Source organism: Pseudomonas sp. A0308 (genome assembly GCF_044218815.1).
Taxonomy (GTDB): Bacteria; Pseudomonadota; Gammaproteobacteria; order Pseudomonadales; family Pseudomonadaceae; genus Aquipseudomonas; species Aquipseudomonas iridis.
In genome coordinates, this window is record NZ_CP162581.1 from 5,540,180 (window position 1) to 5,563,150 (window position 22,971).

The 22,971-nt window shown below is 53.0% G+C and carries 20 protein-coding genes and 1 pseudogene; 9 read left to right on the top strand and 12 right to left on the bottom strand.

Going from position 1 to position 22,971, the window contains the following annotated elements; translation table 11 throughout:
• Positions 1-24 precede the first annotated feature (24 nt).
• Positions 25-753, top strand: a complete 729-nt coding sequence (locus AB4P92_RS25675) for a capsule biosynthesis GfcC family protein (protein ID WP_200616779.1) — start codon at positions 25-27, stop codon at positions 751-753.
• Positions 750-2,828: a YjbH domain-containing protein gene (locus AB4P92_RS25680; protein ID WP_395598357.1), complete on the top strand. Its 2,079-nt coding sequence runs from the start codon at positions 750-752 to the stop codon at positions 2,826-2,828. Before AB4P92_RS25675 ends, AB4P92_RS25680 begins: the two co-directional genes overlap by 4 nt.
• 181 nt (positions 2,829-3,009) lie before the next feature.
• Here the strand turns inward: AB4P92_RS25680 and AB4P92_RS25685 are convergent, their stop codons facing one another.
• From AB4P92_RS25685 to AB4P92_RS25700, 4 genes are all read right to left on the bottom strand, one after another.
• Positions 3,010-3,957, bottom strand: coding sequence for an IS110 family transposase (locus tag AB4P92_RS25685; RefSeq protein ID WP_395599703.1), 948 nt, complete (start codon positions 3,955-3,957; stop codon positions 3,010-3,012).
• Between the two features lie 588 nt (positions 3,958-4,545).
• Positions 4,546-5,940 (bottom strand): undecaprenyl-phosphate glucose phosphotransferase, encoded by a 1,395-nt coding sequence (locus tag AB4P92_RS25690; RefSeq protein ID WP_042560124.1) that lies wholly within the window; start codon positions 5,938-5,940, stop codon positions 4,546-4,548.
• Positions 5,941-6,329: 389 nt separating this feature from the next.
• Positions 6,330-6,989 carry a helix-turn-helix domain-containing protein gene (locus AB4P92_RS25695; protein WP_042560123.1) on the bottom strand — a complete coding sequence of 220 codons (660 nt, stop codon included), beginning with the start codon at positions 6,987-6,989 and terminating at the stop codon, positions 6,330-6,332.
• A gap of 272 nt (positions 6,990-7,261) precedes the next feature.
• The gene (locus AB4P92_RS25700; RefSeq protein WP_042560122.1) at positions 7,262-8,002 is read right to left on the bottom strand and encodes a winged helix-turn-helix domain-containing protein; all 741 of its coding nucleotides are present in this window, start codon (positions 8,000-8,002) and stop codon (positions 7,262-7,264) included.
• 568 nt (positions 8,003-8,570) lie between these two features.
• Between AB4P92_RS25700 and AB4P92_RS25705 the strand changes: the two genes are divergently transcribed.
• Positions 8,571-9,404 (top strand): undecaprenyl-diphosphate phosphatase, encoded by an 834-nt coding sequence (locus tag AB4P92_RS25705; RefSeq protein ID WP_042560121.1) that lies wholly within the window; start codon positions 8,571-8,573, stop codon positions 9,402-9,404.
• Here AB4P92_RS25705 and AB4P92_RS25710 read toward each other — a convergent pair whose 3' ends face one another.
• On the bottom strand, positions 9,405-9,776 hold the full coding sequence (locus AB4P92_RS25710; RefSeq protein WP_395599704.1) for a DUF2388 domain-containing protein: 372 nt from the start codon (positions 9,774-9,776) through the stop codon (positions 9,405-9,407).
• 75 nt (positions 9,777-9,851) lie between these two features.
• Positions 9,852-10,862, bottom strand: a complete 1,011-nt coding sequence (gene dusA / locus AB4P92_RS25715) for a tRNA dihydrouridine(20/20a) synthase DusA (RefSeq protein WP_395598358.1) — start codon at positions 10,860-10,862, stop codon at positions 9,852-9,854.
• 102 nt (positions 10,863-10,964) lie between these two features.
• Here dusA and AB4P92_RS25720 point away from each other — a divergent pair.
• Positions 10,965-12,088, top strand: a pseudogene (locus AB4P92_RS25720) (site-specific integrase).
• 1 nt (position 12,089) lies between these two features.
• Here the strand turns inward: AB4P92_RS25720 and AB4P92_RS25725 are convergent.
• A complete protein-coding gene (locus AB4P92_RS25725) occupies positions 12,090-12,365 on the bottom strand; it encodes a pyocin activator PrtN family protein (protein WP_064392767.1) in 276 nt (91 codons plus the stop codon).
• Between the two features lie 218 nt (positions 12,366-12,583).
• Here AB4P92_RS25725 and AB4P92_RS25730 point away from each other — a divergent pair, with 218 nt between their 5' ends.
• From AB4P92_RS25730 to AB4P92_RS25745, 4 genes are read left to right on the top strand one after another with little or no spacing between them, the layout of a single operon-like run.
• Entirely contained in the window at positions 12,584-13,465 is an 882-nt protein-coding gene (locus AB4P92_RS25730) for a hypothetical protein (RefSeq protein ID WP_047302198.1), read from the top strand.
• On the top strand, positions 13,462-14,007 hold the full coding sequence (locus AB4P92_RS25735; protein ID WP_047302173.1) for a hypothetical protein: 546 nt from the start codon (positions 13,462-13,464) through the stop codon (positions 14,005-14,007). The genes AB4P92_RS25730 and AB4P92_RS25735 overlap by 4 nt, the downstream gene beginning before the upstream one ends.
• Positions 14,004-14,708, top strand: a complete 705-nt coding sequence (locus AB4P92_RS25740) for a hypothetical protein (protein WP_047302170.1) — start codon at positions 14,004-14,006, stop codon at positions 14,706-14,708. Before AB4P92_RS25735 ends, AB4P92_RS25740 begins: the two co-directional genes overlap by 4 nt.
• On the top strand, positions 14,681-15,652 hold the full coding sequence (locus AB4P92_RS25745) for a hypothetical protein (RefSeq protein ID WP_395598359.1): 972 nt from the start codon (positions 14,681-14,683) through the stop codon (positions 15,650-15,652). Before AB4P92_RS25740 ends, AB4P92_RS25745 begins: the two co-directional genes overlap by 28 nt.
• Positions 15,653-15,783: 131 nt before the next feature.
• On the opposite strand, the gene AB4P92_RS25750 is transcribed toward AB4P92_RS25745, so the two are convergent.
• Positions 15,784-17,124 carry a hypothetical protein gene (locus AB4P92_RS25750; RefSeq protein ID WP_047302167.1) on the bottom strand — a complete coding sequence of 447 codons (1,341 nt, stop codon included), beginning with the start codon at positions 17,122-17,124 and terminating at the stop codon, positions 15,784-15,786.
• A gap of 145 nt (positions 17,125-17,269) precedes the next feature.
• Entirely contained in the window at positions 17,270-17,464 is a 195-nt protein-coding gene (locus tag AB4P92_RS25755) for a phage antirepressor N-terminal domain-containing protein (RefSeq protein ID WP_395598360.1), read from the bottom strand.
• Positions 17,465-17,951: 487 nt separating this feature from the next.
• Here AB4P92_RS25755 and AB4P92_RS25760 point away from each other — a divergent pair, with 487 nt between their 5' ends.
• Positions 17,952-18,188: a hypothetical protein gene (locus AB4P92_RS25760; RefSeq protein WP_047302165.1), complete on the top strand. Its 237-nt coding sequence runs from the start codon at positions 17,952-17,954 to the stop codon at positions 18,186-18,188.
• A 156-nt stretch (positions 18,189-18,344) separates the two neighbouring features.
• Here AB4P92_RS25760 and AB4P92_RS25765 read toward each other — a convergent pair whose 3' ends face one another.
• From AB4P92_RS25765 to AB4P92_RS25775, 3 genes are all read right to left on the bottom strand, one after another.
• Complete coding sequence (locus AB4P92_RS25765) at positions 18,345-20,486, bottom strand: tetratricopeptide repeat protein (protein ID WP_395598361.1); 2,142 nt, start codon at positions 20,484-20,486, stop codon at positions 18,345-18,347.
• Positions 20,487-21,458: 972 nt separating this feature from the next.
• Positions 21,459-22,052 (bottom strand): hypothetical protein, encoded by a 594-nt coding sequence (locus tag AB4P92_RS25770; RefSeq protein WP_047300641.1) that lies wholly within the window; start codon positions 22,050-22,052, stop codon positions 21,459-21,461.
• 123 nt (positions 22,053-22,175) lie between these two features.
• Positions 22,176-22,385 (bottom strand): hypothetical protein, encoded by a 210-nt coding sequence (locus AB4P92_RS25775; protein ID WP_047300642.1) that lies wholly within the window; start codon positions 22,383-22,385, stop codon positions 22,176-22,178.
• Positions 22,386-22,971: the final 586 nt, after the last annotated feature.

Sequence of the window (22,971 nt, forward strand, 5' to 3'; positions counted from 1 at the left end):
CCTGGCTTTTTTTCAGCGTGTCTGATGGTGATTGCCGGTGTGAGCCAGGCCGCTGTCACGGTGACGGGCGATGTCGCCAATCCCGGGCCGGTCGAACTTCCGGCGGGCGGGCGCTTGCTCGATGTGATCAACGAAGCGGTGCCCAATGCCGAAGGTTATTGGTTGGCGGGGGTGTTGCTGCGCCAGTCATTGCTGGAGGAGCAGACGCGACTCAAGGCTGGCGTGCTGTTTGATCTGGATGTCTTGCAGCGCATGGCGTTGCTCTTTGACATGCCGAGCCGTGTGGCGCTGGCGCAACGGTTGACCGAGCAAGTCCGGCAGATGCCGGTGACTGGCCGGCAGATCGCCGATCTCGATCCGGTCGCGGTGGAAGTCGGCTTCGCGCGCAACATCCGTCTGGACGATGGCGATCGTCTGATCTACCCCAAGCGCATCGACGAAGTGGAAGTGCTCGGTGCTGTCGCCGAGCCTTGCCACTTGCCGTATCAACCGTTGCAGGAGGCTCGCGAATACCTGCAAGGCTGTTCGATCCTGAGCGATGCCGAGGCCGATTACCTGTGGCTGATCCAGCCCAACGGTGTTACGCGGCGCGTCGGTATTGCGCATTGGAATCGCGAGAGCGGGCACATTCCCGTCGCCGGCAGCAAGATTCTGGTGCCGGTCAAAAATGATGATCTTGATCCGCCTCTTCCTGAACTGAATCAGCAGTTGGCCGAATTGATTGCCACGCAATTGGCTGAGGTGGTTCGTTGAATTTTCGTTTTGCAGCTGTTTTTTTATTGCCCGTTGGTCTGGCCCATGCCGAGCCGCGTATTACTCAAAGTGACTTCGGTGGCACGGGCCTGTTGCAGACGCCGACGGCGCGCATGGCCCCGGCCGGCGAGTTGAGCGTCAACGCCAACCGCACCGAGCCTTACAGCCGTTACAGCGTTTCGTTGCAGCCTCTGGATTGGCTCGAAGGCTCGTTTCGCTACACCGCGATCACCAACCGGGCGTACGGCTCCGAGGCCCTCAGCGGCAGCCAAAGCTATAAGGATAAGGCGGTCGACGCCAAAGTCCGGCTGTGGCAGGAAAGCCATTGGCTGCCCGATGTGGCGCTGGGCTTCCGAGATATCGGCGGTACGGGTTTGTTCTCCAGTGAATATTTCGTCGCCAATAAGCGCTACGACAATTTCGATTTCAGCGCCGGCATTGCCTGGGGTTACCTGGGCAATCGCGGCGACATCGACAACCCGCTGGGCTATGTCAGTGATCGCTTCGATACCCGGCCCGCGCTCGAAGGCACCGGTGACGTCAACTCAGGTTCGTACTTTCGCGGTAAACCTTCGTTTTTCGGCGGCGTGAGTTATCAGACGCCATGGGATCGCCTGAGCCTGAAACTCGAATACGAAGGCAACGACTACAAGCACGAGCCGAAGGACAACGTGATCAAGCAGGACTCGCCGATCAACTTCGGCGCGGTGTTCAAGGTCGCGGATTCGGTCGACATCAGTGCGGCGTGGGAGCGCGGCAACACGGCGATGTTCGGCGTGACATTTCACACCAATTTCGTCAGCCGCAAGGCGCCGGCCAAGACCTACGACCCAACCCCCGAACCGCTGCCGGCGAAGATGCCGACCACGTCGATGGAGCAGGTCGACTGGGCTAACGTCTCGCAACGGTTGCAGCAAAATGCCGGGTACAAAGTCGAGCGCATCACTCAGCGCGATTCCGAGCTGATCGTGTATGGCGAGCAGCAGCGTTATTTTCATTCGTCCAAAGCGGTCGGTCGTGCGAGCCGGGTTCTCGACAACAGCGTCAACGACGACATCAACTGGTTCACCGTGGTCAACAAGCGTTACGACCTGCCACTGGAAGAAACCAGCGTGCCGCGCGAGACCTTTCGTGAAGTGATCAACAACGAGGAGCCGCTGCTGTCGTTGCACCGCACCACCGAGATCAATCCGGCGATGCCGCGCAACGAGAAAACTCTCTACAGCGAAGCGCCGCAGCACTTCAGTTATGGCGTGGGTCTGGGCTTCAAGCAAAACGTCGGCGGCCCTGACGGTTTGCTCTATCAGTTCAGTGCCGACGCGGACGCCGAGTACCGCTTCAACCGCAACACATGGTGGAGCGGTTTGCTCAGTGCCAACCTGATCAACAACTTCGACAAATTCACCTACGACGCACCCAGCGGGTTGCCGCGCGTGCGCACGGATTTGCGTCGGTACCTGACCGAGTCGGAAGTGACCATGCCGATGTTCCAGCTGAGCCACACCGAACAGTTGGATAAAGACTTGTACGGCATGGTTTACGGCGGTTATCTGGAGTCGATGTTTGCCGGGGTAGGGGGCGAAGTGCTGTTCCGCCCGACCGGCGAGCGCTGGTCGGTGGGCGCGGACCTCAACTACGTGCGCCAGCGTGAATTCGACCAGGGTTTCGGCCTGCGTGATTACTCGGTGGTGACCGGTCATGTCACTGGTTATACCGACTTGCCTTACGACATGCTGGCGGCTGTCAGCGTCGGCCGTTACCTGGCCGGCGACTGGGGCGGCACGATGGACATTTCCCGAGAGTTTTCCAACGGCGTGCGGGTCGGCGCCTGGGCAACGATAACCACGGCGAGCAGCGCCGAGTACGGTGAAGGTAGCTTCGACAAGGGTCTCTATCTGTCGATCCCGTTCGACGAAATGATGAGCATGTCGACCATGCGCCGGGCCAACCTGGTCTGGGCACCGCTGACCCGAGACGGCGGCGCGCGGCTTAATCGTGGTTATCAACTGCACTCGATGACCGATAGCCGCGATGACGATATGTTCTATCGCAACTTTGAGAAAATCACTGAGTAATGACTGGTCTTGCGAGGACTCAACCTGTGTGGCTGGCTTGCCAGCCGCCCCGTTTTTTTCTGAATACACTGAGTTCAAACTGTGGGAGCCAGCCTGATGGCAATAGCCATATATCAGGCACAGTTGATATTGCGGAAGTATCCGAATCCCTGTGGGAGATTCTATGGTTGAGGGGAAGCCCTCAACCTGCTTTTGGCTGGTATTCGCTCTGTCCCTTTAACAGTGCAAACACCACTCGGGCGAGCTTTCGGGCCAGGATTACCAGCGCTTGTGTGGTACTGAACCCACGGGCTCTTTGCTCTTCATAGAACGCTTTCCACGCTGAAGTGCGACTGGCCGACATGGCCGCGTTATGCAGCAGCCGTCGGGCCTCCGGGTCGCCTCGTTTGGTCAGGCTTCTGCGACCATCTTTTTGTCCTGACTGCGACACTCGCAAATCCATCCCCAAAAACGCAATAAATGCGTCCGCGTTTCTGAAGTCGCCCCGCTGAAACGTCGCGATCAAACGGGCCCCGGTCAAAAAGCCAATACCTTCAACTTTCGTGCAACGCTTCAGATCTGCGAGCAGCCCAGCCTCTTTCAACTGGTCGCTGATCATCTTCTCGACCAGCGTTTCAAGCCTCTGCATTGAGGCCACTTGCTCGGCAAATGCGCTTTTGAGCAGCGGTTCATTTGCCCAGCTTTGCACCAGACCAACCCGTGCCTGGACTAGCGCCGCGCGACGGCGGAAAAGGCTTAAGAGTCGACGATATAGGGGTGATGGCGGGATCCAGGGATGAAGCTCTTCGTATTCGTTTTTCAGATAACGAGCCAGCAGTTTGGCATCCAGCGCGTCGGTTTTGGCGCGAACTTTCACCCCTTTGCGGTAGTGACTCAGCTCGTAGCCGCCGACCATGTAAATCGTGCACCCGGCTTCATGGGCCATATCGGCGAATGCCAAGTGATAGGTGTTGGTCGATTCAATGGCCAGATCAACCGGTGCAGGTAAGGCTTTCAGCCATTTTTTGATGGCTGCCTTGTCATTGGGAATAGATTCGAGCAAATCCAGCTCAGCCTGGTAGATGACCAGTTCATCCTTGGCGACATCCACGCCAACGATAGGCTTTACGACAGAAACCGGCATTGCCATAGAGCATCCCCCGAGATATGGTTTTGAACACTTGAAGGGCTCACCCAGGGGCGCAGGCTTGTTCCTATCGTCGGTCCTAGCCAGATGCATTCTTTATCGGCGCTTGGGTGAAAGGAGGAGGGGCGAAATCTCCCACGGATCTGTACTGCGTCAACAGTCAGAATCTGGCTTTGTCCCTTCTCCTCCCTTCAAGTACCAGCATACAAGCTGGCTTGCCAGCGATGACGGCGGCACATTCAGCACTGATGTTGACTGACTGACCTACCGCAATCGCTGGCAAGCCATCCCCACAGGGTCATTCGCCGCAGCCCCAAACTCGGATCCACCACAAATCCCCTGTAGGAGCTGCGGAACGCTGCGATCTTTTGATCCTGATCTTTACGATCAAAAGATCGCAGCCTCGTTTCACTCGACAGCTCCTACAGGGTCAGATGTCGAAACCAAAGATCCGATTCATACCCATTCCCCCATGGGCTCTTAGTGAGCCCCGAGTCAGGGTCCATATCCGACTTCGGTCAACCCCAAATCCCGGGCACAAAAAAGGGGACTTTCGTCCCCCTGCGGTCATGCATTGCGTAACGCCAACCCTCAGTAGATATCCTTCGACAACAACGTAAACGGTGTCTTCACCAGGATCTTCAGGTCCAGCCACAGCGACCAGCTGTTGATGTACTGCAGGTCAATCTCGACACGTCGCTGCATCTTGTCGATGGTATCGGTCTCACCCCGGCAGCCGCTGATTTGGGCGAGGCCGGTAATGCCTGGCTTAATCCGATGACGCGCCATGTAAGCGAGGATTTTCCCCGAGTAGAAATTGTTGTGCGCGACGGCATGCGGACGTGGGCCGACCAGCGCCATGTGCCCTTGCAGCACGTTGAACAATTGCGGCAGTTCATCCAGCGAAGTGCGGCGGATGAAGCGTCCGACCGGGGTGATGCGCGAATCGTTGCGGCTGGCCTGCTTGACCTCTTTGTCATCGTGCACGCGCATCGAGCGGAATTTCCAGACCTGAATCACCTTGCCATTCCAGCCGTGGCGATCCTGCTTGAAAAACACCGGACCCGGCGAGTTGATCTTCACGGCCAAGGCAATGATCGCCAGCACCGGACTCAACAGAATGATCGCCAGCAGCGCGACGCTTTTCTCCATCAGGCTTTTGCTTAGTGCAGCGGTCGGACGGCTGGTCAGCGGGCTCTCGTTCAGGTAGATCGCCGGCAGGCCGTCCACGACTTTCACCGAATGATTGAGCAGCGTCAGGCTGTTCAAGTCCGGCACCCAGACCACATCCACGTTGGCGCCGAGCAAGTCGACATACATGGCTTCGATTTTCGCCGCTTCCGACAGCGGCAGGGTGATGTACAAACGGCGGATATCGTGGGCTTCGATCAACGCCAGCAGATCTTCCTGGGCGCCGACCACGCGAGGTGCATCCGAGGTAAGCGAAGGCACCTTGCCGTTGCTGATCAACCCCACCAGCGGCAGATTTTCAATTTGGCTCAGCTTCTTCGCCAGCCCCAGCGCCAACTCACCGGTGCCGACGATCAAGGTCTTGTGCTCGCTTTTACGCGAACGCTGGTAGAACTTCGAAAACGCATGCAGCGGCGCATACAACAGTGCCTGGCCAAGGAAGCCGTACACCGCCCAACTGAGGATGACCTGTCGGGAAAACAACTCATCGGCCTTGCACACAAACGCGATGAAAGCCAACGCCGCCATGGTCATGGACCAGCCCATGAACAGGCGTCCCAGCCCCGTCAGATAGTTATCCCGTTTACGATAAACGCCACTGAACGTGTAAGCCGGCACCGATGCCAGTACCGCCAGCGTTGCGCACATCCGGTAGTAGAACGCGACGGTTCCCGTGTGTTGCTCCGCCAATACAAACAGCAGGGCTACGATAAAGCCCTGTGCCAGCGCCCATTGTCCCCAGAAGGTAAGTCCCTTGAGGCCCGTGCTTCGATTGATACTAAGAGAAAGATCCATACGATATCCCCAAAAGACGTCCATTCAGGTTTCAACAGTTGAAAGCCGAGTTGTTAGTCAGATGTATTGTTTTTGTTTTGGTTAGTGTTCTGAGGTAACAACGTCGATATGCCGAACTGTCGTCAGTCAATAGACTAATTTATTGTCGGGAATGGTGTCTGACGAGTTCTAACAAGGTGGCACAATGCCAACTTTTTAATAATTAAATAGTTGGTTGTTAGAAAAGGTCGCAGAGGAGGGGGTGAATAGTTGTTGTTGTATTTGTTACTGTTAGAGGGTGGAGGCAGGGATTTTTATTCTAATCAGGGAGATGGAACCAAACAGAGTGCTCTTGTTGTTTTTGTAATCGCACTGTTATCTGTTTGTGTGTTCGCAGATATTGCCTGTGTTTACGCGACGATGTCCTGGATGAGGCAATAACCGCGATTTCTCACGGCACGGAACAGTCGCTCACCTTGGCTGGCACTTTTGAATTTGTCTTGCAGACGGCTCAGACACATTTCCAGTCCGCGATACTGCTCCGGCTCTCGGCCGATGCTCAGGATCAAGTCATCTCGACTGACCACACGATCTTCGTGATGCAGCATTTTTCTCACCAGTGCCGTTTCCAGGCCGGTAAGACTGATCTCGACATCGTCTTTGACCAATGCGCCTTGATCATTATCCAGATGCCAGGTTTCGGTACACGGCGTAACGCCTTCATTACCAACAGGCAGTTTGCCGGATTCGCCGGTTATGGCCGGGGCGCTGCGAAAGGGATTGCTTGATTGTGCTGCCCGCCACTCGGATTCGAGTGTGGCCAATATACGCTGGGTGTCATGTTCAATCGTGCGGGCAACGTGCTTTCGGGTGCCGCTTGGGTAAGTGAACTCCATCAGCATGGGGGCGGAAGAGGGCGAAGTAGCACCTTCAATAAACATTTGTGCCTGAGACGTGCCCAGTGAATTGAAGCGCTCGCTCGACAGGATGTTCTCGAGTTCACGTTGCGACGCTGTGCTGTTGGTCACGACAACAAAATATTTTCTGGGGAGGGTTGTACTAGTTTCCATGTCTCTCTCCTTAACTGCGCACCAAAATTGGTTAAAAGGTAAATCGGCAGGCGAGCAATGACTTCCTTGGAAGTAATCGACAGGCAGGGTCTGGGCCCGAAAATGGCCCTCGATAAGTTCCACTCGTTCTGCTGCTATGTTGTTGAGTTTATTGTTATGTTATTGCGCTCATTCGATCGCTTTTTTATAGGTAGGCGTGAAATAAAACCATAGATATATCGTTGCATCAGACGATCCTTCGTGAGCATGCAAAAGGGATGGCTGCCCGAGACTCAGGCAGTCGATATCAGGCCCCGCATCAAACGATAGCCATAGCCGCGGATGCTCTGAATCGCGTTTGTACCATACACGTCCTTGATTTTTCCACGCAAGCGACTGATGGACTTCTCCAGCGCACGAGGATCGTAGAAATTGGGATTGAGCCCCATGATGTTGGCGATTTCATCATGGCTCAGAATGTGATTATTACTCTGCGCAAACGCTTCAAGGATTTTCATCTCGGCAAACGAGATGTCCAGGCGTTTATTTGTGCTCAGCAGACAGATCCGAGTTGGATCAAGTGTCAGTTTGATGTCTCTTTGCCATTCTTCACTGCTGAAGAATTCTCCTAACGACTCGGCGCTATCGTCGGAAAGGGTGTTGATTTTGATACAGAAGTCGGCACCGGCAAGGTAGTACTTGATCTTGTTGAAAGCACCGCGGCCAGTGATAACGGCACAAATGAGCGGCTTAAAGTTGTCTTTGCGCAGGTTCTCGACCAGTGCAAGATTGTCTTCGAGTGCTTGTGGGCTGTCGATGACAATGAAGATTGCTCGATACAATGCAGAATCTTCATTCTGCATATAGGCATCAGTGTACGAGTTGGCTTCAAGCGCCACATCGGTTCGCACAAGCTTTGCGAGTAGCGCACTAAAATGCTCCGCCACGCCACGGGTTCGACCCAAAGTGAGTACACCTGGTTCGTCGATTGTCGGGCGCGGACTTCTAGTCGCCAAGTTCCCTGAGAGCATCATGCATTGACTCGAAATTAGGTGCTGACATCAGGATGTTAAAGCACAGGTTCTCATCTGTGACTGACAATTGGTAACATTTACGCCGTTTTTAGACGTAGCTCCCGAGTTTTCTAACAATAAATAAGCTTTTCAAGCTTTTAGTTGATTTTCTCGGCTTCGTGAACTAGTGAGTATGTGGTGGCAATATGAAATTGTGCCACTATTTTGAACTCATGACGACATCTTTGTTTATGTCCATTGGCCACTGTATAGCCAGCCTTCAATATGTGAGGCAGGTCACACTTTATTGGCGCAATGAAATTTTTCCTACTAAGTGCCTAAATAATTTCACATTAGTTCGTACGCGGACGTTTATTAACATGGCTTGAGTGTGTCTTTTGATAAGACGTAATCTCCTCGGCCAACAAGAGCAAAAGATCGCAGCCTTCGGCAGCTCCTACAGGTGAATGCTTTCCAAATGTAGGAGCTGCCGAAGGCTGCGATCTTTTGATCTTTGTATTATTTCAGATACTCAATCCCTGAGTGTTATCGACCAGTCGCTCACCAAGAGCGCTCTGACGGAGGATTAATGGATTTCTGGACCTTTTTCCAGGTGTTGATTTTGGGTGCAGTAGAAGGCCTCACCGAATTCTTGCCGATCTCCAGTACTGGCCACCAGATTATCGTTGCCGACTTGCTGGAGTTTGGCGGTGAACGCGCCATGGCGTTCAACATCATTATTCAACTGGGTGCCATTCTTGCCGTGGTCTGGGAATTCCGGCCGAAGATCATCGAAATCGTCAAAGGCTTGCCGACCGAGCGCAATGCGCAACGATTCACCCTCAACCTGTTGATCGCCTTTCTGCCGGCCGTGGTTCTGGGTGTTCTCTTCGCTGACGCCATTCATCACTACCTGTTTAACCCGATCACAGTCGCCGTCGCTTTGGTTGTCGGCGGTATCGTGATGTTGTGGGCCGAACAGCGCAGCCACGTGATTCGCGTCGAGCATGTCGATGACATGCACTGGTCTGACGCGCTTAAGGTGGGTTTCGTACAGTGTCTGGCGATGATTCCCGGCACCTCGCGTTCCGGATCTACCATCATCGGCGGCCTGCTGTTCGGTCTGTCGCGCAAAGCCGCCACCGAGTTCTCGTTTTTCCTGGCCATGCCCACCATGGTCGGTGCCGCCGTGTACTCAGGCTACAAATACCGCGACCTGTTCCAGCAAAGCGACCTGCCGGTCTTCGCCTTGGGCTTCGTCACCGCATTCATCTTCGCCATGATCGCCGTGCGCGGCTTGCTCAAGTTCATCGCCAACCACAGCTATGCGGCGTTCGCCTGGTATCGGATCGCGTTTGGCTTGTTGATTCTGGCCACGTGGATGTTTGGCTGGGTGAACTGGACGGCGGCTGCGGCGGGCTGATTACTGGCTGCTGATCAGCGCGGCGACGGCGAGATCGTTTAATTCGCTGTCGGGGGATTCACGACGAAAACGCTGCAAGGCTGAGGTGAAATACGCGGCTTGCAGCATGCCGTCGCTGGCGAGGTAATAGCGCGCGTCTTCCTGCTCCTCGGCGGAGTAAACACGTTTGAAGTTTTCGGTCGTGTTATTCGTCGCAGAAAAAGGTGTGAGAAACAGCACAAGGATGGAGAAACCGGAAAATTGCGTGGCCTGCCACGGCGTATCGGTGCTCCCCATGCAGAACCCGTCGCAATGTGCATAAACATTCGAGGTGAAGCTAAACAAGGCGAGCAGGCAGTAACGCTTCAAGCGAGAAAAAATAAACGCGGGCATAAACAAAAGACATCCTGTCAGTACAACAACACTCCGGGCAACGCTCATTCGTTGCCCGCACATACAACGCGTCGATCAACGACCCGCCAACAACTCCGCCGCCTGATCCAGCAACGCCAACGGATCCTTGGCCTTGTGAATATCCACCGACAACAGTTGCCGAAACTTGCGCGCCCCCGGAAACCCGGTGCCCAGCCCCAGCACATGCCGCGTGATGTGATGCATCGACCCACCGGCCAGCAAATGCTCGGCTATATAAGGTCGCAACTGCGCCAATGCTTCCGCGCGGCTGATCACCGGTGCCGAACTGCCGAATAACTGCTGATCCACCTCCGCGAGCAGATACGGATTGTGATAAGCCTCACGCCCCAGCATCACACCGTCGAACGTCTGCAAATGCTCATGGCAGGCCTCCATCGTCTTGATCCCGCCGTTCAGCACAATCTCCAACTCCGGAAAATCTGACTTCAGCTGCGCGGCAACGTCATAGCGCAATGGCGGAATGTCGCGATTCTCCTTCGGCGACAACCCCTCCAGAATCGCAATCCGCGCATGCACCGTAAAACTGGTACACCCGGCATCCCGCACCGTCCCGACGAAATCACACAGCTCCTCGTAACTGTCCCGCCCATTAATCCCGATCCGATGCTTCACCGTCACCGGAATCGACACCGCATCTCGCATCGCCTTCACACAATCCGCCACCAACTGCGGATGACCCATCAGGCACGCGCCGATCATGTTGTTCTGCACGCGATCGCTCGGGCAACCGACGTTGAGATTCACCTCGTCGTAACCGTGCTCCTGCGCCATGCGAGCGCAAGCGGCCAGATCGAGTGGCACGCTACCGCCCAACTGCAAGGCCAACGGGTGTTCGGCTTCGTTGTGACGGAGGAAACGTTCGTGATCGCCGTTTAGCAGCGCGCCGGTGGTGACCATCTCGGTGTAGAGGAGGGCGTTCTTCGACAGGAGGCGTAGGAAGAAACGGCAATGGCGGTCGGTCCAATCCATCATGGGCGCAACGGAGAACCTTCTAGACAGCGTAGAGCCGGTGTTTGTTGGGTATGTAGCTGATTTATGTACCATTTTGCTCTACGTGTTCTAGGCCGATTTCAGGGGGTAAATAGGCGTTTTCTGAGGTCGGTTGGTACAATGTACCAATCACTTTTCCAATTGTACCAGTTGACTATGGCCACGATCAGAGCACGGAAACGCACCGACGGCAGCACCAGTTACACGGCACAGATACGCCTGTTTCGCGATGGGGTGCAAGTTTACCAAGAGAGTCAGACCTTCGCCCGAAAACAGGCCGCACAGGCTTGGGTGCGTAAAAGAGAAACCGAGCTGGACGAACCAGGTGCGATTGAGCGGGCAAACCGACCTGGTGCGACAATCAAGGAAAGATTAATCGCCACTTAACTGAGATGACCAAGGCGCGCCCTCTCGGGAAAACGAAGCTGGGTACGTTGAAGGCGATCAGCGATTGCTACCTGGGAAAGTTGAACGACAGAGATATAAGCAGCCAGCACCTGGTCGAGTATGCGTTATGGCGCATGGGCAAGGACGGTGGGGGCGTTCAGCCTCAGACCGCTGGCAACGATCTCGCACACCTGGGCGCGGTTCTCTCGATCGCTCGACCCGCTTGGGGTTATGAGGTGGATCCGCATGCAATGGTGGACGCGCGCCGAGTATTAAAAAAGCTCGGTTACAACATGAAAAGCCGCGAACGCGATCGCCGGCCCACCCTAGACGAACTCGACAAGCTGCTTACACACTTCCGGGATATCCAAACCCGTCGTCCAACTTCTATCAACATGCTTAAGCTGACGGGTTTCGCGTTGTTTTCCACGCGTAGGCAAGAAGAGATCACTCGGATCCTATGGGATGACTTGGACGAAGCTGGCCAGCGGGTGCTGGTTCGTGACATGAAGAATCCAGGCCAGAAGATCGGTAACGACGTCTGGTGTCATTTGCCGCCAGAAGCATGGGCGATACTTCAGACCATGCCTAAAGTGTTGCCTGAGATTTTTCCTTACAGCGCTGAATCCGTGTCCACGTCCTGGACAAGGGCCTGCAAAATCCTGGGCATCGCAGATCTGCACTTTCACGATCTGCGCCACGAAGGCGTCAGCCGGCTTTTCGAAATGGACTGGGATATTCCGCGAGTGGCGAGTGTGTCGGGACATCGAGATTGGAACTCGATGCGCCGTTATACCCACCTGCGCGGGCGAGGGGATGTTTATGCAACTTGGGAGTGGTTGGAGCGCATCCTGCAGGCGCCCGTAAAGCTGGGCGCCAAAACGTTGAAGTGAGTTAGCTGCTGCGCGGCGCGCTATTCAGTTGGTTACTTTCTTTGACTGCTGCAGCGCGCTGCTCATCCAGGTAAGCCGACAGGTCTGCAATATGAATACCTTTCGCGCTTTTCTGACTCGGCTCCATGCGAGTGATAGGGAGCTTTATCTGGCCGGCCCCCACTTTGCGTTGGAACATGTCTGTTGTCAGGTGCGTGAAATAATCCTGACACACTCGATCCAGCGGAATTACCACTTGGCCATTGTATTGAGCCATCAGTACAAACAACGTTTTCATAGTGCGATTCCTTCGAGTGAGTGAGGTCGATCAATTGGGGTTAGGTTGGCTGTTGAGCTGCCAGCCAGTAGTTGAGCGACAACAGCGAACTCTGCCGCGTCGATGTCGCCCAACTCCTTGGCGAAAGTGGTAAGGCATTCAAGACGGATCCGTGCTACTTCGGTTTTCCGTACCCGATAATCAAACAGTGCTGTACCTACGATTCTGATAGCCATCAGATGCCGAGCGTGGCCGGGCTGTCAGCGGCCAAGGATCTGGCCGGTGGTGAACTGGCCAGCACCGCCCAGCGCCTGGCTGGCCTGAGTGGACTGGCCAACACCAACCCGGGGCCGGTCGGTGATGCAGCAAAAGGCGCGATCGCGGCCGGACGCGCAGCGTTGGCCGAGCAGATGGGGCAGGTTCCGGCGTGCCTGGTCGTGACGCCATTTCAAAGCGGCGTTGGCCAGGGCGCGGGCTATCAGCGCTTTCTGTCCGCGCCCAACGCGCTGGAACATCTCGCCAAGAAACTAGAAGACGCCAGCGACAGCGGGCGTCCGACTGGGCCGCAATACGCGTTGTCGATCCTGTTCCTGGGCACGCGCCTGGAACAGTTGGCCAGCAGCTTGGCGCGCTTCAATGCACTGCTGCCGATCCCTGACCTGGTGCGCACCGAGCGCCGGGCGCATCACCTGGTGAAACTGGAGAGTGAAAAGTGGGAGATCCCCGGCGCCGGAACTCTACCGCGCTGGCAGGGTTTGCCGTTGGAGCGTTGCACGGTGGTCAAAGCTGCCAAACAGTCGATGGCGGGGCAGATAGCCGTCCTGGAAGGCTACGCCGCTGACAGCTCGCCGTTGGCCGATCTGGCAGCGCTGGCAGCTCGCAAGAGCGCCCAGCAGCAGGGGCGAGATAAGCAATTGGCTGACCTGAAAGACCTGCTGGCCGGGGGCAACCCTGACGTCAGCATGCGCGCGCGGATGATCGGCCCAGGCACTGCCGGCGAATTACGCCGCGAACTGTTGGCCGGCGATGCCCCGGGCCACGAATGGATTCAGTGCGCCGGAGTTTTGTTGGTCGGCAGCAAAGAGGGTCTGAGCTTTGTGCGGGAGCTGGTGGGCCTATGACGCTGCTACTCGACGGGCAAAAAGTCCAGGGGAAGAACCTCAAGGTCACGGCCAACCTGCGAATCGAAAGCGGCGATATGTCCGGCCAGACCAGCAACACCGACAAGGCTCACAAAGGCTTTAAGCCTAAGACGCTGGCTGTCTCGTTGATGATTCCCTTTGTGGATAAAACCCAGCTGACGGATCTGTTGCGCATGGCTGAAGCCACCGCCGGCGGCGGTCAGTTGCATCTATATCGGATTGTGAACGACACGGCCGAAGCTTTCGGCGTGCGTCAGGTGGAGTTTTCCGACGGCGTCAGTGCCCGGGAAGCGGACACCCTGAAAGCTTGGCTTGTGCAGTTCACGCTGAGCGAACGTGAATCGAACCCGGAGAAAGTCGAAGGCCGGCGCGCCGGCAACAAGGTAGATGCTCAGGGCGCCCCGGGCAGTACGGTCGGCGAAGGCGCCGCCGGGGACGCAGCCAACGACAACCCCGCGCTGAGCGGCTTCGAAAAAGTGCTGGGACGTGTGGATAAGTGGCTTGGGAGTGAGCAGACGTGAAACTGCACAAGATACTTTCCATCGACGGCGCCCCGATCGCTCTCATCAAGGAGGACGTCAGGCTGGACGCTATCAGCCCCGGCCGGGCGAACTTCACAGTTCAATCCCCTGTGCCGTTGAAAGGGCTGGTGACGCTGGATATCGGCTACAACGAGGGCACGCTGCAACGGCACTTCATCGGCTACGTCGAGCGCTGCACGGCCGCCAACGCGGTCGAACAGGTGCTGTTTTGCCGTGAGCTGGCCGCCGTACTTGCCAACCCGTTGCCGTTGAACCTACGTCATGTGGATCTGCGCGCCGTGCTGGCTCAGGTCAGCGAACAGACCGGGCTGCGCTTTCGTGTTCCCGATCGGCCTTATGCCAGCGTGAAGGCGCCGTATTTCTACAGCCTCGCTGCCGGTTACCAGGCTATGGACAGTTTTGCCCGAGTGTTCAGCATTCCCGACTTCACCTGGCACCAGCTGGGCAACGGTGAAGTGTTCGCCGGCAGTTGGGCCGACAGTTTTTTCGGCGCCCGTGCGCCGTTGCAAATCCCAACGGAGCTGTTTGACAGCTACCAGGGCAACCAAAGCGCGATGGTCGCGGCCCTTCCCGGGTTGCGACCAGGTGCAACGATCAATAACGGCGAGCGCATCACCACGGTGACGCTCTCCAATGACCAGATGGCCATCCGATGGAAGACGCAATCCGCCGCGCTGTAGAGCGCCAATTCCCCGAACTCACCGGTGGTTATCACCTTCCGCGATTTGCCCGGGTGGTCGCCGTGGCCGACGCGCCGGCGGACGCAGGACTGTGCGACGACTTCCGTCCGCGCTACGCTGTGGACATCGAAATACTCGGCGCCGACGATGAACCAGACCCGGCCATGCCGCCGCTCACTGGTGTTCCGTTACCGCTGCCCACCGGTGGCGAGGAAATGGGCATTCATGCCTTTCCGGAGGAGGGCACGCGGGTCGTGGTGTGCTTCGCCTACGGTCTACCGAACAAGCCCTACATTCAATCGATCTTGCCGCACGGGTTGAGTATGCCCAAGGTGCCGAAGGGGGATCAGGTGTGGCAGCACAGCGAAGCCGCCCAGCAACGCGTCGACGCCGACGGCAATTGGCTACGGCAGACCGATGGCAAGATCCGTGACCAGGCGATCGAGCGCGAGGTGCATGCCTTGGACAACCGCGAGCATTTCCAGAGCCACACGCAAACAATCGATGACCACTCGACCGAGTCGGGAGGCGGTGTGAAGACGATCGAGGCGCTGGGGTCGCTCAAGCTGCTGTCGGGGGGATCCGCGAGTTTGGCGGCAGTGGACGATCTGCACCAGGCGACCGGTCGGGATCTGAACCTAGTAGTAGGGCAGAAGCACAACGCCACGGTAGGCGGTGACATGCAGGAGAGGATCGAGGGTTTGCGGCAAAGTATCGCCAGCAAGGGACAACACCTGCAAGCGCCGAAGAATTGGATCGGCTCGGGAAATGTGAATATATTTCAGGTAGTTTGCGATGTTTTAGATTTACTGTATGAAATGAATATCCAGATATCATCTCATGTCCATGGCTCGGGCCCAATTTCTACTACGTCCTCAACGTTTACCAATAACTCGCTCTATGCAGCTAAGCTTTCAATCGCTATTAAAGATGTTACTTTGTAAGACTTGCTATGTAAGTTCAAGTTCGCTCTTTGTGTTGTGATGGGATGTGGTTTTTACTAAGGCAAGGCTAAGTTGCTGCAAGGCCTGTACGTGTCTGGCTCGATTTTGCAGTAACTTAGCGTTACGTTTGGCTATGTCGTCTGTTTTTTGTCTCCCAGTACTTTCATAATAGCGTCGATCGGTAATGAGAAGGCTATTTCAGGAGTAGGTGCTGCCAGTGTTGATTTAAATATACACTCAAGAATGAGTTTTCTATCTTCGTCGGACTTAATTTGTTTTTCTTGCATTAGTGCTAGGTATGTTTTGATAAAGGTCACTCGCTCACCTGCCTCTAATGCATATTGAGTGTGTATGCTGAATTGTCGCAAGGTGATTCGGATCAATATTGAGAAAATAGTAATGAGCAGGATCGCGCCGGTAATGTTAGTGGCAGCACTGGCTATTTCCGATCTCGCAAGCAACGTGTGGATGCTGTTTTTCGGGGTCTCGATTTGTTTTTCTTGTTCTTGGGTAACGATGAAATATGACGGGAGGCGAGTGCTCAAGTTTTCAGATATTGTAGTTAAGCCACCATTAGCGAAATATAGGCTTACTGCGCATAGCATTGTAATTAGGCTAGCCAGCACGCCAGTTAGCCAGCCATATTTTCCAAGTTGGTGGGCTGTTTTACGTTTATTCCAATAGCTTACTGAGTATTTAAGTTCTAGTTGTTCGGTGTAAGCTGTGTTGGCAGCTTGTAATCTATTTAACGCCTCGATATGTTTGTCGTTGGCATCTTTAGCAGCAACTTTAATATGTCGAGTTCCCCGAAGTGACAGTCTTTTTAGGGCTTGAATACGGCGATCTAAGGCATTTTGAGTTGATCGAATGTTGTTTTGTGCTGCGCTATATTGGTCGTTTATGTTTTGTCTGTAATCATCGGTCATTTCTTTGAATGTGGTGCGAAATTCTGCTTGGTCTATTCGCTGTTCTTTCAGGACTTCTTGAAATAGTGATCGCTGGCTTGTTGCTATGAAGTTATCGTAATTTCCTAAGCTGAGGCTGAGGTTCATTGCGGTGACTCTTTCGTATTCGAATCGTGACATCCGAAGTGAGTCGGAAACTGTCGGATTTTCGTATGCGAACTTACGAATGTGCTCGTTAGAGTAGATTATTCCGAAGAAGCCAGTTATATGATCGTAGTTTGAAATTATGTTGTTTATGAACTTGTTTTCTTCGCTGTCGGTGGTGATGAATGGCTCTGCGCTTGAGCCAAGTTTAATGGTTTTCGTGGCGCCTGCTTTTAAGGAGTCAAGTGCGCGAAATAAAGGCTTGTCTAAAAGTAATGTTTGAATTTCTTTTGCTGCTTTCACCAAGTGTGTTGGAAGTTCTGTTAGCCAGCTCCACTTGTGTCTTTCGTCTTTAAGGAATTTATCGGCTTCCTCTGTAGTCGAGAAGTTGTAACTCTTAAGTTCGTTTATCAGTACTTCCATGTTACGCTCCTTAATTGGTTGCGCAAAAGATTTAATTTGCGGGCTATCTTCTAGCGGGGTAGCAGTTTTTCGAAGCTAGGTTTGCGTCTATTGGCCCCTCTAATGTGGTAAAGCCATGCGGGAAGCTTGCGAAGTGGTAAACAGATCAAGATCCCTGATCCCTGATCCTGCCATCCTCAGCAACCGTTTCGATTTCCGACACGGTTGAGTCAAACCGCTCTGCTATTTTAATTCGCTGTGTTGACCAACCGAGTCCCACGTTCCCAACGATCGGTCGCATTGCTACATATGGCTGAATAGTGTCACCGTGAAAGGCGACTGACATTAGCTGTGTTTGCATTTCGCGTCCTTACGTAGATCGTTCAGTTTCCAAGGCGTATCGCAGATTTACCTGAATTCTGATGCAGTTGGGGGCGGATCGCCATCATCGGTGGTCGGCCGAAATTCTGTCATCCTAAAAAAACTTCCTGAAAAAGCACTTATCCCCCTCCCGCCGACGGGCTTTACGCCCGATTTTTTTGCAAGTCCAGATGTAGTGCAAAGGATCATCTAGCCCAGGCGGGCCGTGAGGCGCAGCATGGAATCGGCAATTTCACAAAGTGAAAATTTTTGAAAGGAAATGCAGTGCGGTTTCACTGAGGCACAACGAGAGGTCATGGACGGGGGAATGCTGAGCCCCCCGGTTTCATTGGGTGAAAACTTTAAAAGCATGGATTTCGATGTGTTTTCAAAATCTCACACGACGCATCAGGTACGCGAAACACGCTGCCCCTAGTCGTGCCGATCTGCGGCCTCAGCCTTGGCTAATGAGGTCTGTTGGTGGTTGGATGGATTTCATAAAGCTGGACGTGATCGACGAAGAGGTCCCGCCCATATATCAGTCAGATTCGGCGGCCCGGTACACTACCTTTTCAGGTGCTCAGCTGAAGCAAAGACGCGCGGTCATTGAATGCAACAAGCATTTCCCCCTGCAACAAATGCAATTGATCCTCATCAATCATCTTCGCCTGATGGAGAACTTTGAGGCGGATCTGAGAAGTGGCCCCAATACGGCCGCCAACTAATTGTAGGCATGTACATGCACCGCTGGAGGCCTTGGAAATAGTGGAGCGGCTGAAGGGAATCGAACTCTCGTTATCAGCTTGTGAAACTGATAACGAGTAGTAAGGGCGGTGTGGATCTACTGGTACGAGGTAGGTTCGAGCAGTCCAGGTAGTTATTTATACACTTTCAGATTGTTTATCTAGTCTTTCAAGGAATGCTTCATATTCGGCTTTTATCCACTCGCTGCTAGGTTCAGCAGTCAGAGCTCTTTTATACATGTCTTCAGTCAGTTTGTAATTCTTACGGTGACGCTCTAGAAAAGATGCAAAATTCCCGAGAATCCATATGTTGCTTGGAGAAAGTGCTATAGCTTTTTCGTACGCGGCCTCAGCGGCCTCATAGTCCTTTCGATGGGTTTCTAAAAATCTAGCGTAGATGCCGCAAGCCCACACACTTTTCGGATCATGTGCGAGTGCTCTTTTATACATTTCTTCAGCGCCATCATGATCATGTTTACTATCTGCTAGAAACTCGGCGTAGCTGCCAGCAACCCAGCCGCTTTGCGGCGAAAGCTCCAAAGCTCGTAAGAACATTGTCTCGGCAGCATCATAGTTCTTACGAATTTTGTTCAAAAAATTCGCGTACGTGCAGGTGTTCCATGCACTACTTTGGTCAAGATCTCTGGCTTTAATGAACAGTGCCTCTGCTACGTCAGGTGTATTACGATGAATCGCCAAAAAGTTAGCGTAGCTAGCAGCATTTTCTGCGTTGCTAGGGTCAAGTTCTAGGGCTCTTTTATATGCTGCCTCAGCAGCATCAAGATCTTCTCGATGTTCATACAGGAAGCCCGCAAAATCACCAATAAGACTAGCGTTTCTCGGGTCGATTTCCAATGCCTTTTTATAAATCGACTCTGCTTGGTCTAAGTCCTTGCGCTCTGTGGCTAAAAAGCTTGCATATGCTTCTGTATAAGTAATATTTGTGGGGTCAAGTTCGAACGCTTTTTTGTAAAGCTCCTCTGCGGTGTCTAAATCACCACGCATCTGAGCAAGGAAGTCTGCATAGTTTCCCAGTGCTGGTATGTTGGTGGAGTCAATCGCGAGAGCTGTGTTATACATCTTTTCTGCTTCGTTGAAGTCGAATAATTTCTTGTTTAGAAATAATGCATAGTTTCCGATAATTTCGGGGCTGTTTGGGAACTGCTTTATACCTTCTAAATAAATACTCTTTCGCTTTTCAAGATCAGGCTCCGCTCGAGCCTGAATATCCCATGCCCACCAACTCTGTCCTGAACGTACAGATTGAGTCAGGATTGCCCCAGTACGTTGCTCCACTAGAGATCCGCCAACAGAGGACTCACTTAGTTTTTCAGCTTGATCGCGATATCTAACTGCTCGTTCTTGACCCAGTTTCGCCGTTCGCTCAGCGATTGCTGCAACGTCAAAATCAGATACCAGTTTGGCTGCTAACTGAAGCATAAACTGATCAAATCCTGGTATTTTGACTAGCACACCCTTATGTTTTTCTAAAACGCTTAGTGCCTTTTCTGGCGGTGGAGATCCCTCCCGGTAGCACCAAATCATGCGTCCGGCTATGTCACCCCGATCTAAGCCCATAAGCATATTCATAAGGCTACCATCATTGCCGCCGTACCCAACCACTACAGGAGTAAAGTACTGAAACAGCTTTTTCAAGGCGATCTTCCAACCTTGTTCCATCGTCGAAACGCCGGCTGGATCGTTGATAGGGTGCAGATAAAGATCTCGATGAATCTTCGCTACCAGAGGACGGCGCAGTTGCGGGCGGACAAAACCAGCTAACGATTCATGGGCTACGACAAGAGGAGATTGATGGGCGTGCATTGCCAATGCATCGGCCACCAAATTGTCGAAGTTGGTAGTCACAACGACTTTATGGCGAGTATGTTGTATCACTTCGGCTAACAATGAATAGCCTAAACTCGGTGATTTTCCCTCCATGGCTGCTTCGAGCTCCGCATATCCCGCCTCCCGATCGCCTTCAAATCTACGCTCGAAGATTTGGGGGTAATGCTCAGCGGCGTTCTGCAAGGTCAGGGCGCCACCACCCACTCCGCAGTCAGGAAGCCATTCATTTAAGGAGCGACCATCGCCACATTCGCGTAGGTGTAAATCCTTTAGCCATCGTTGAGCTAAATGTTGACCAGTTGGAATGCCAGAAGTGAAGGACGCGCCCGCACCGAGAATGAAAGCGAATTGGCGGTCTTTCATAGAGCCATGGATCCGCTCCATCTCGTCGAGTACGCCGTCCAGAGTCCATTCGGTTACGTTCGTATCCATTAATCGCTATCCTCAGAGATCCTAATAAGAGCCGCTTTGCGTCCACTAGCTGCTGAGTCTATATGGCCAATCGCCATTCGAATAGGTTGTAGATCAGCAATGTACGGCTTTGCAATGGCTACGCGGCGGTGTGGGGGGTGTTACAAAACGAATACCTAGCCTCCAAAATTTCTCAGATGGATTTGATTTTAGTGGGGCGTAAGGAACGATAGGCCGAATTCATCATCGGGAGGGCAAGCGTCAGCAGTGTCGAGTCTCCACATTGTGTCCACATCAGCGGAGGATATATACGGAAAATAAGCCTAAATGCCCCGTGGTTTCGCGTGAATACTGGATTATGCCAATGATTGTTGGTGGGTTAAGTTGGTAGGTTATTAACTCGTCGATACGTCGTTGCGATCTAGCTCCCCTAAGAAAATATTACGAGGTTATCGAATTTTTCGAAGTAGTTGTCGAGTGCCTACATATCGTACGAGACCGTGTGAAATTGCTCTTACCGCAAAGAAGAATGAGCAGAACGAGTAGAGTACAAGCATTATTGGTATAAGATAAGTTAGTAGCAAAAAAGAAGAGCCTGATGTGTACGTCATATCTATTTTTAGCTCCGAGGTTATGGTGGCAATAATTGTTCCGGTAGCTACTCCTAATAAAAATAATATTGTTGCTTGGAGAGCTCTTTCTGCCGCATACAAAGAGCGGCGCTGGCTGGGGCCAGGCTGGATTGCTCTAGATCTGTTGTAGAGTAATGCAGCAAATCCAAATAATATTGCTAGTATTGGGAAGCATAATTTTGCTAGTTCAAGAATTTCGTTAAGTATTATGTAGTGGTACATTGTGGAAAAAAACAGCATAGAACCTAGCGAAAAGATCAAGTAAAAGTAAAATCTTATGCATTGTCGTAATGTGAAATTAATAATGCGGTTTAGCAAGTTGTCGCTCCTGCGCTGGTGATCTAAAGTAAGTTGGATTGCTTTACTCATTAGGGCGACTAGTAACTTGGGGGGCGGGTGCAGTTAGTCCTAGTGGTGCATACAAAAAATCGATAATTAATGAGCGTATGTGGCGGCATGCGATGTCAAGAAGCATTGACTCCTCAGGTGAGGGCATAAACGATGATGTCAAGTGGGCGAGTCCCTTATTTGCAATGCGGAAAACTGAGAGAAGAGCGGCCTCTACCTCTACTTCATTACCGTTGTATTGAGACAAGGCTTGGGCGGGTGAGATCGTAGTTAGTGGGCCGGCCGCATTCGAAAAGCATTCGACGCCCACGTCGTCTTTCCTAGGTGGAGGGCGTTTATCTAACTTTCCCACTTTATTCATGCTAAGGCCAAGAAACACTAAAAGTGTTCTGCATTGGATAATCCCTGCCTCAATCACTGGATTGATGAAAGCGTACGAATTTCCATCGACAATGAGTTTGTCGTTGAAAATTATCTTCATTGGCTGGGGATCGCGCCAAGTTGCATGAAGGTGAAGCGCGACCTGAAGCGCTTCGATAGAGCCAAGCATATGCGGAATAATGCGGTGCAGGATTTCTAACTTCGCCTCGGAGGAATTATTTGCCATAGTTACAAACTCCATTCGAAAGAATTGCTGCTGCACCCAAATTTTTAGACATTGGTCATGTCTATTTCATTAACGCCGCAACCGTCGCCCTACGCCGACACGTCATCATGATGAGACGGCTAGTCAGTCAATAGCTCTCAGGCGCGCCAAACGTTGTTTAATAAATCCTGCATTTTCACCAATTCGCTCCAGAGCCGCCCGGGCATTCTCCCCAACAGCCTCGTATCCCTGCTGCTCGACTAATAGCACCAACTCCATCATCGCAGCTTCAAGGCCTAGCTGATTTTCGTACATTTTTTCGAGGACGACGGAAAGGGAATATTCGCTGGCCATGCATCTGACTCCGTTCGGAAAGCAGGAAGCATAGCAGGACACCTGAGGGGGGATTTCGGTTCGAGGCTGGGGAAAAGGTAATTTTGGTAAGCCGGTGCGAAAAGCTGGCTGCAGCCCTTATAGACCGTGGCTTTGAGGTATTACCTTTGAAGGTAATATTTGGTAAGGCCGGAGGTAATATTTCACCAAATGCCTGATTTTAAAGGGTTTCGTAGGTGGGTGAAATTACTACGACTAAGGGTAATTTTCTAACCTTCCTATTACCCTATTATTACCTTTGCTAAATCCACCTAACCTACTGATTCTATTGATTTTTTATGAGTGTAAAAAAGAAAATTACCAAAATTACCTTTTTCCCAGGGGTCAACCTGAAAACGGAGTAAAGCACAGACGGGGCGATTCGCCGGCCTTCCATGCGCGCGGTTTAATTCTCACGAAACACGCCTGAGCCGACGACAGACAGTGCCAGGATTGGAGCCGAGAGCCGCTGCTTAAAATTTGCTAACGCAGTCGGCAGAGGGGATGGGAAAAGGAGGGAGAAGAACAGAGCTGGTACGCAACTGGTACGCGGGTTGGAGGCTAGGCG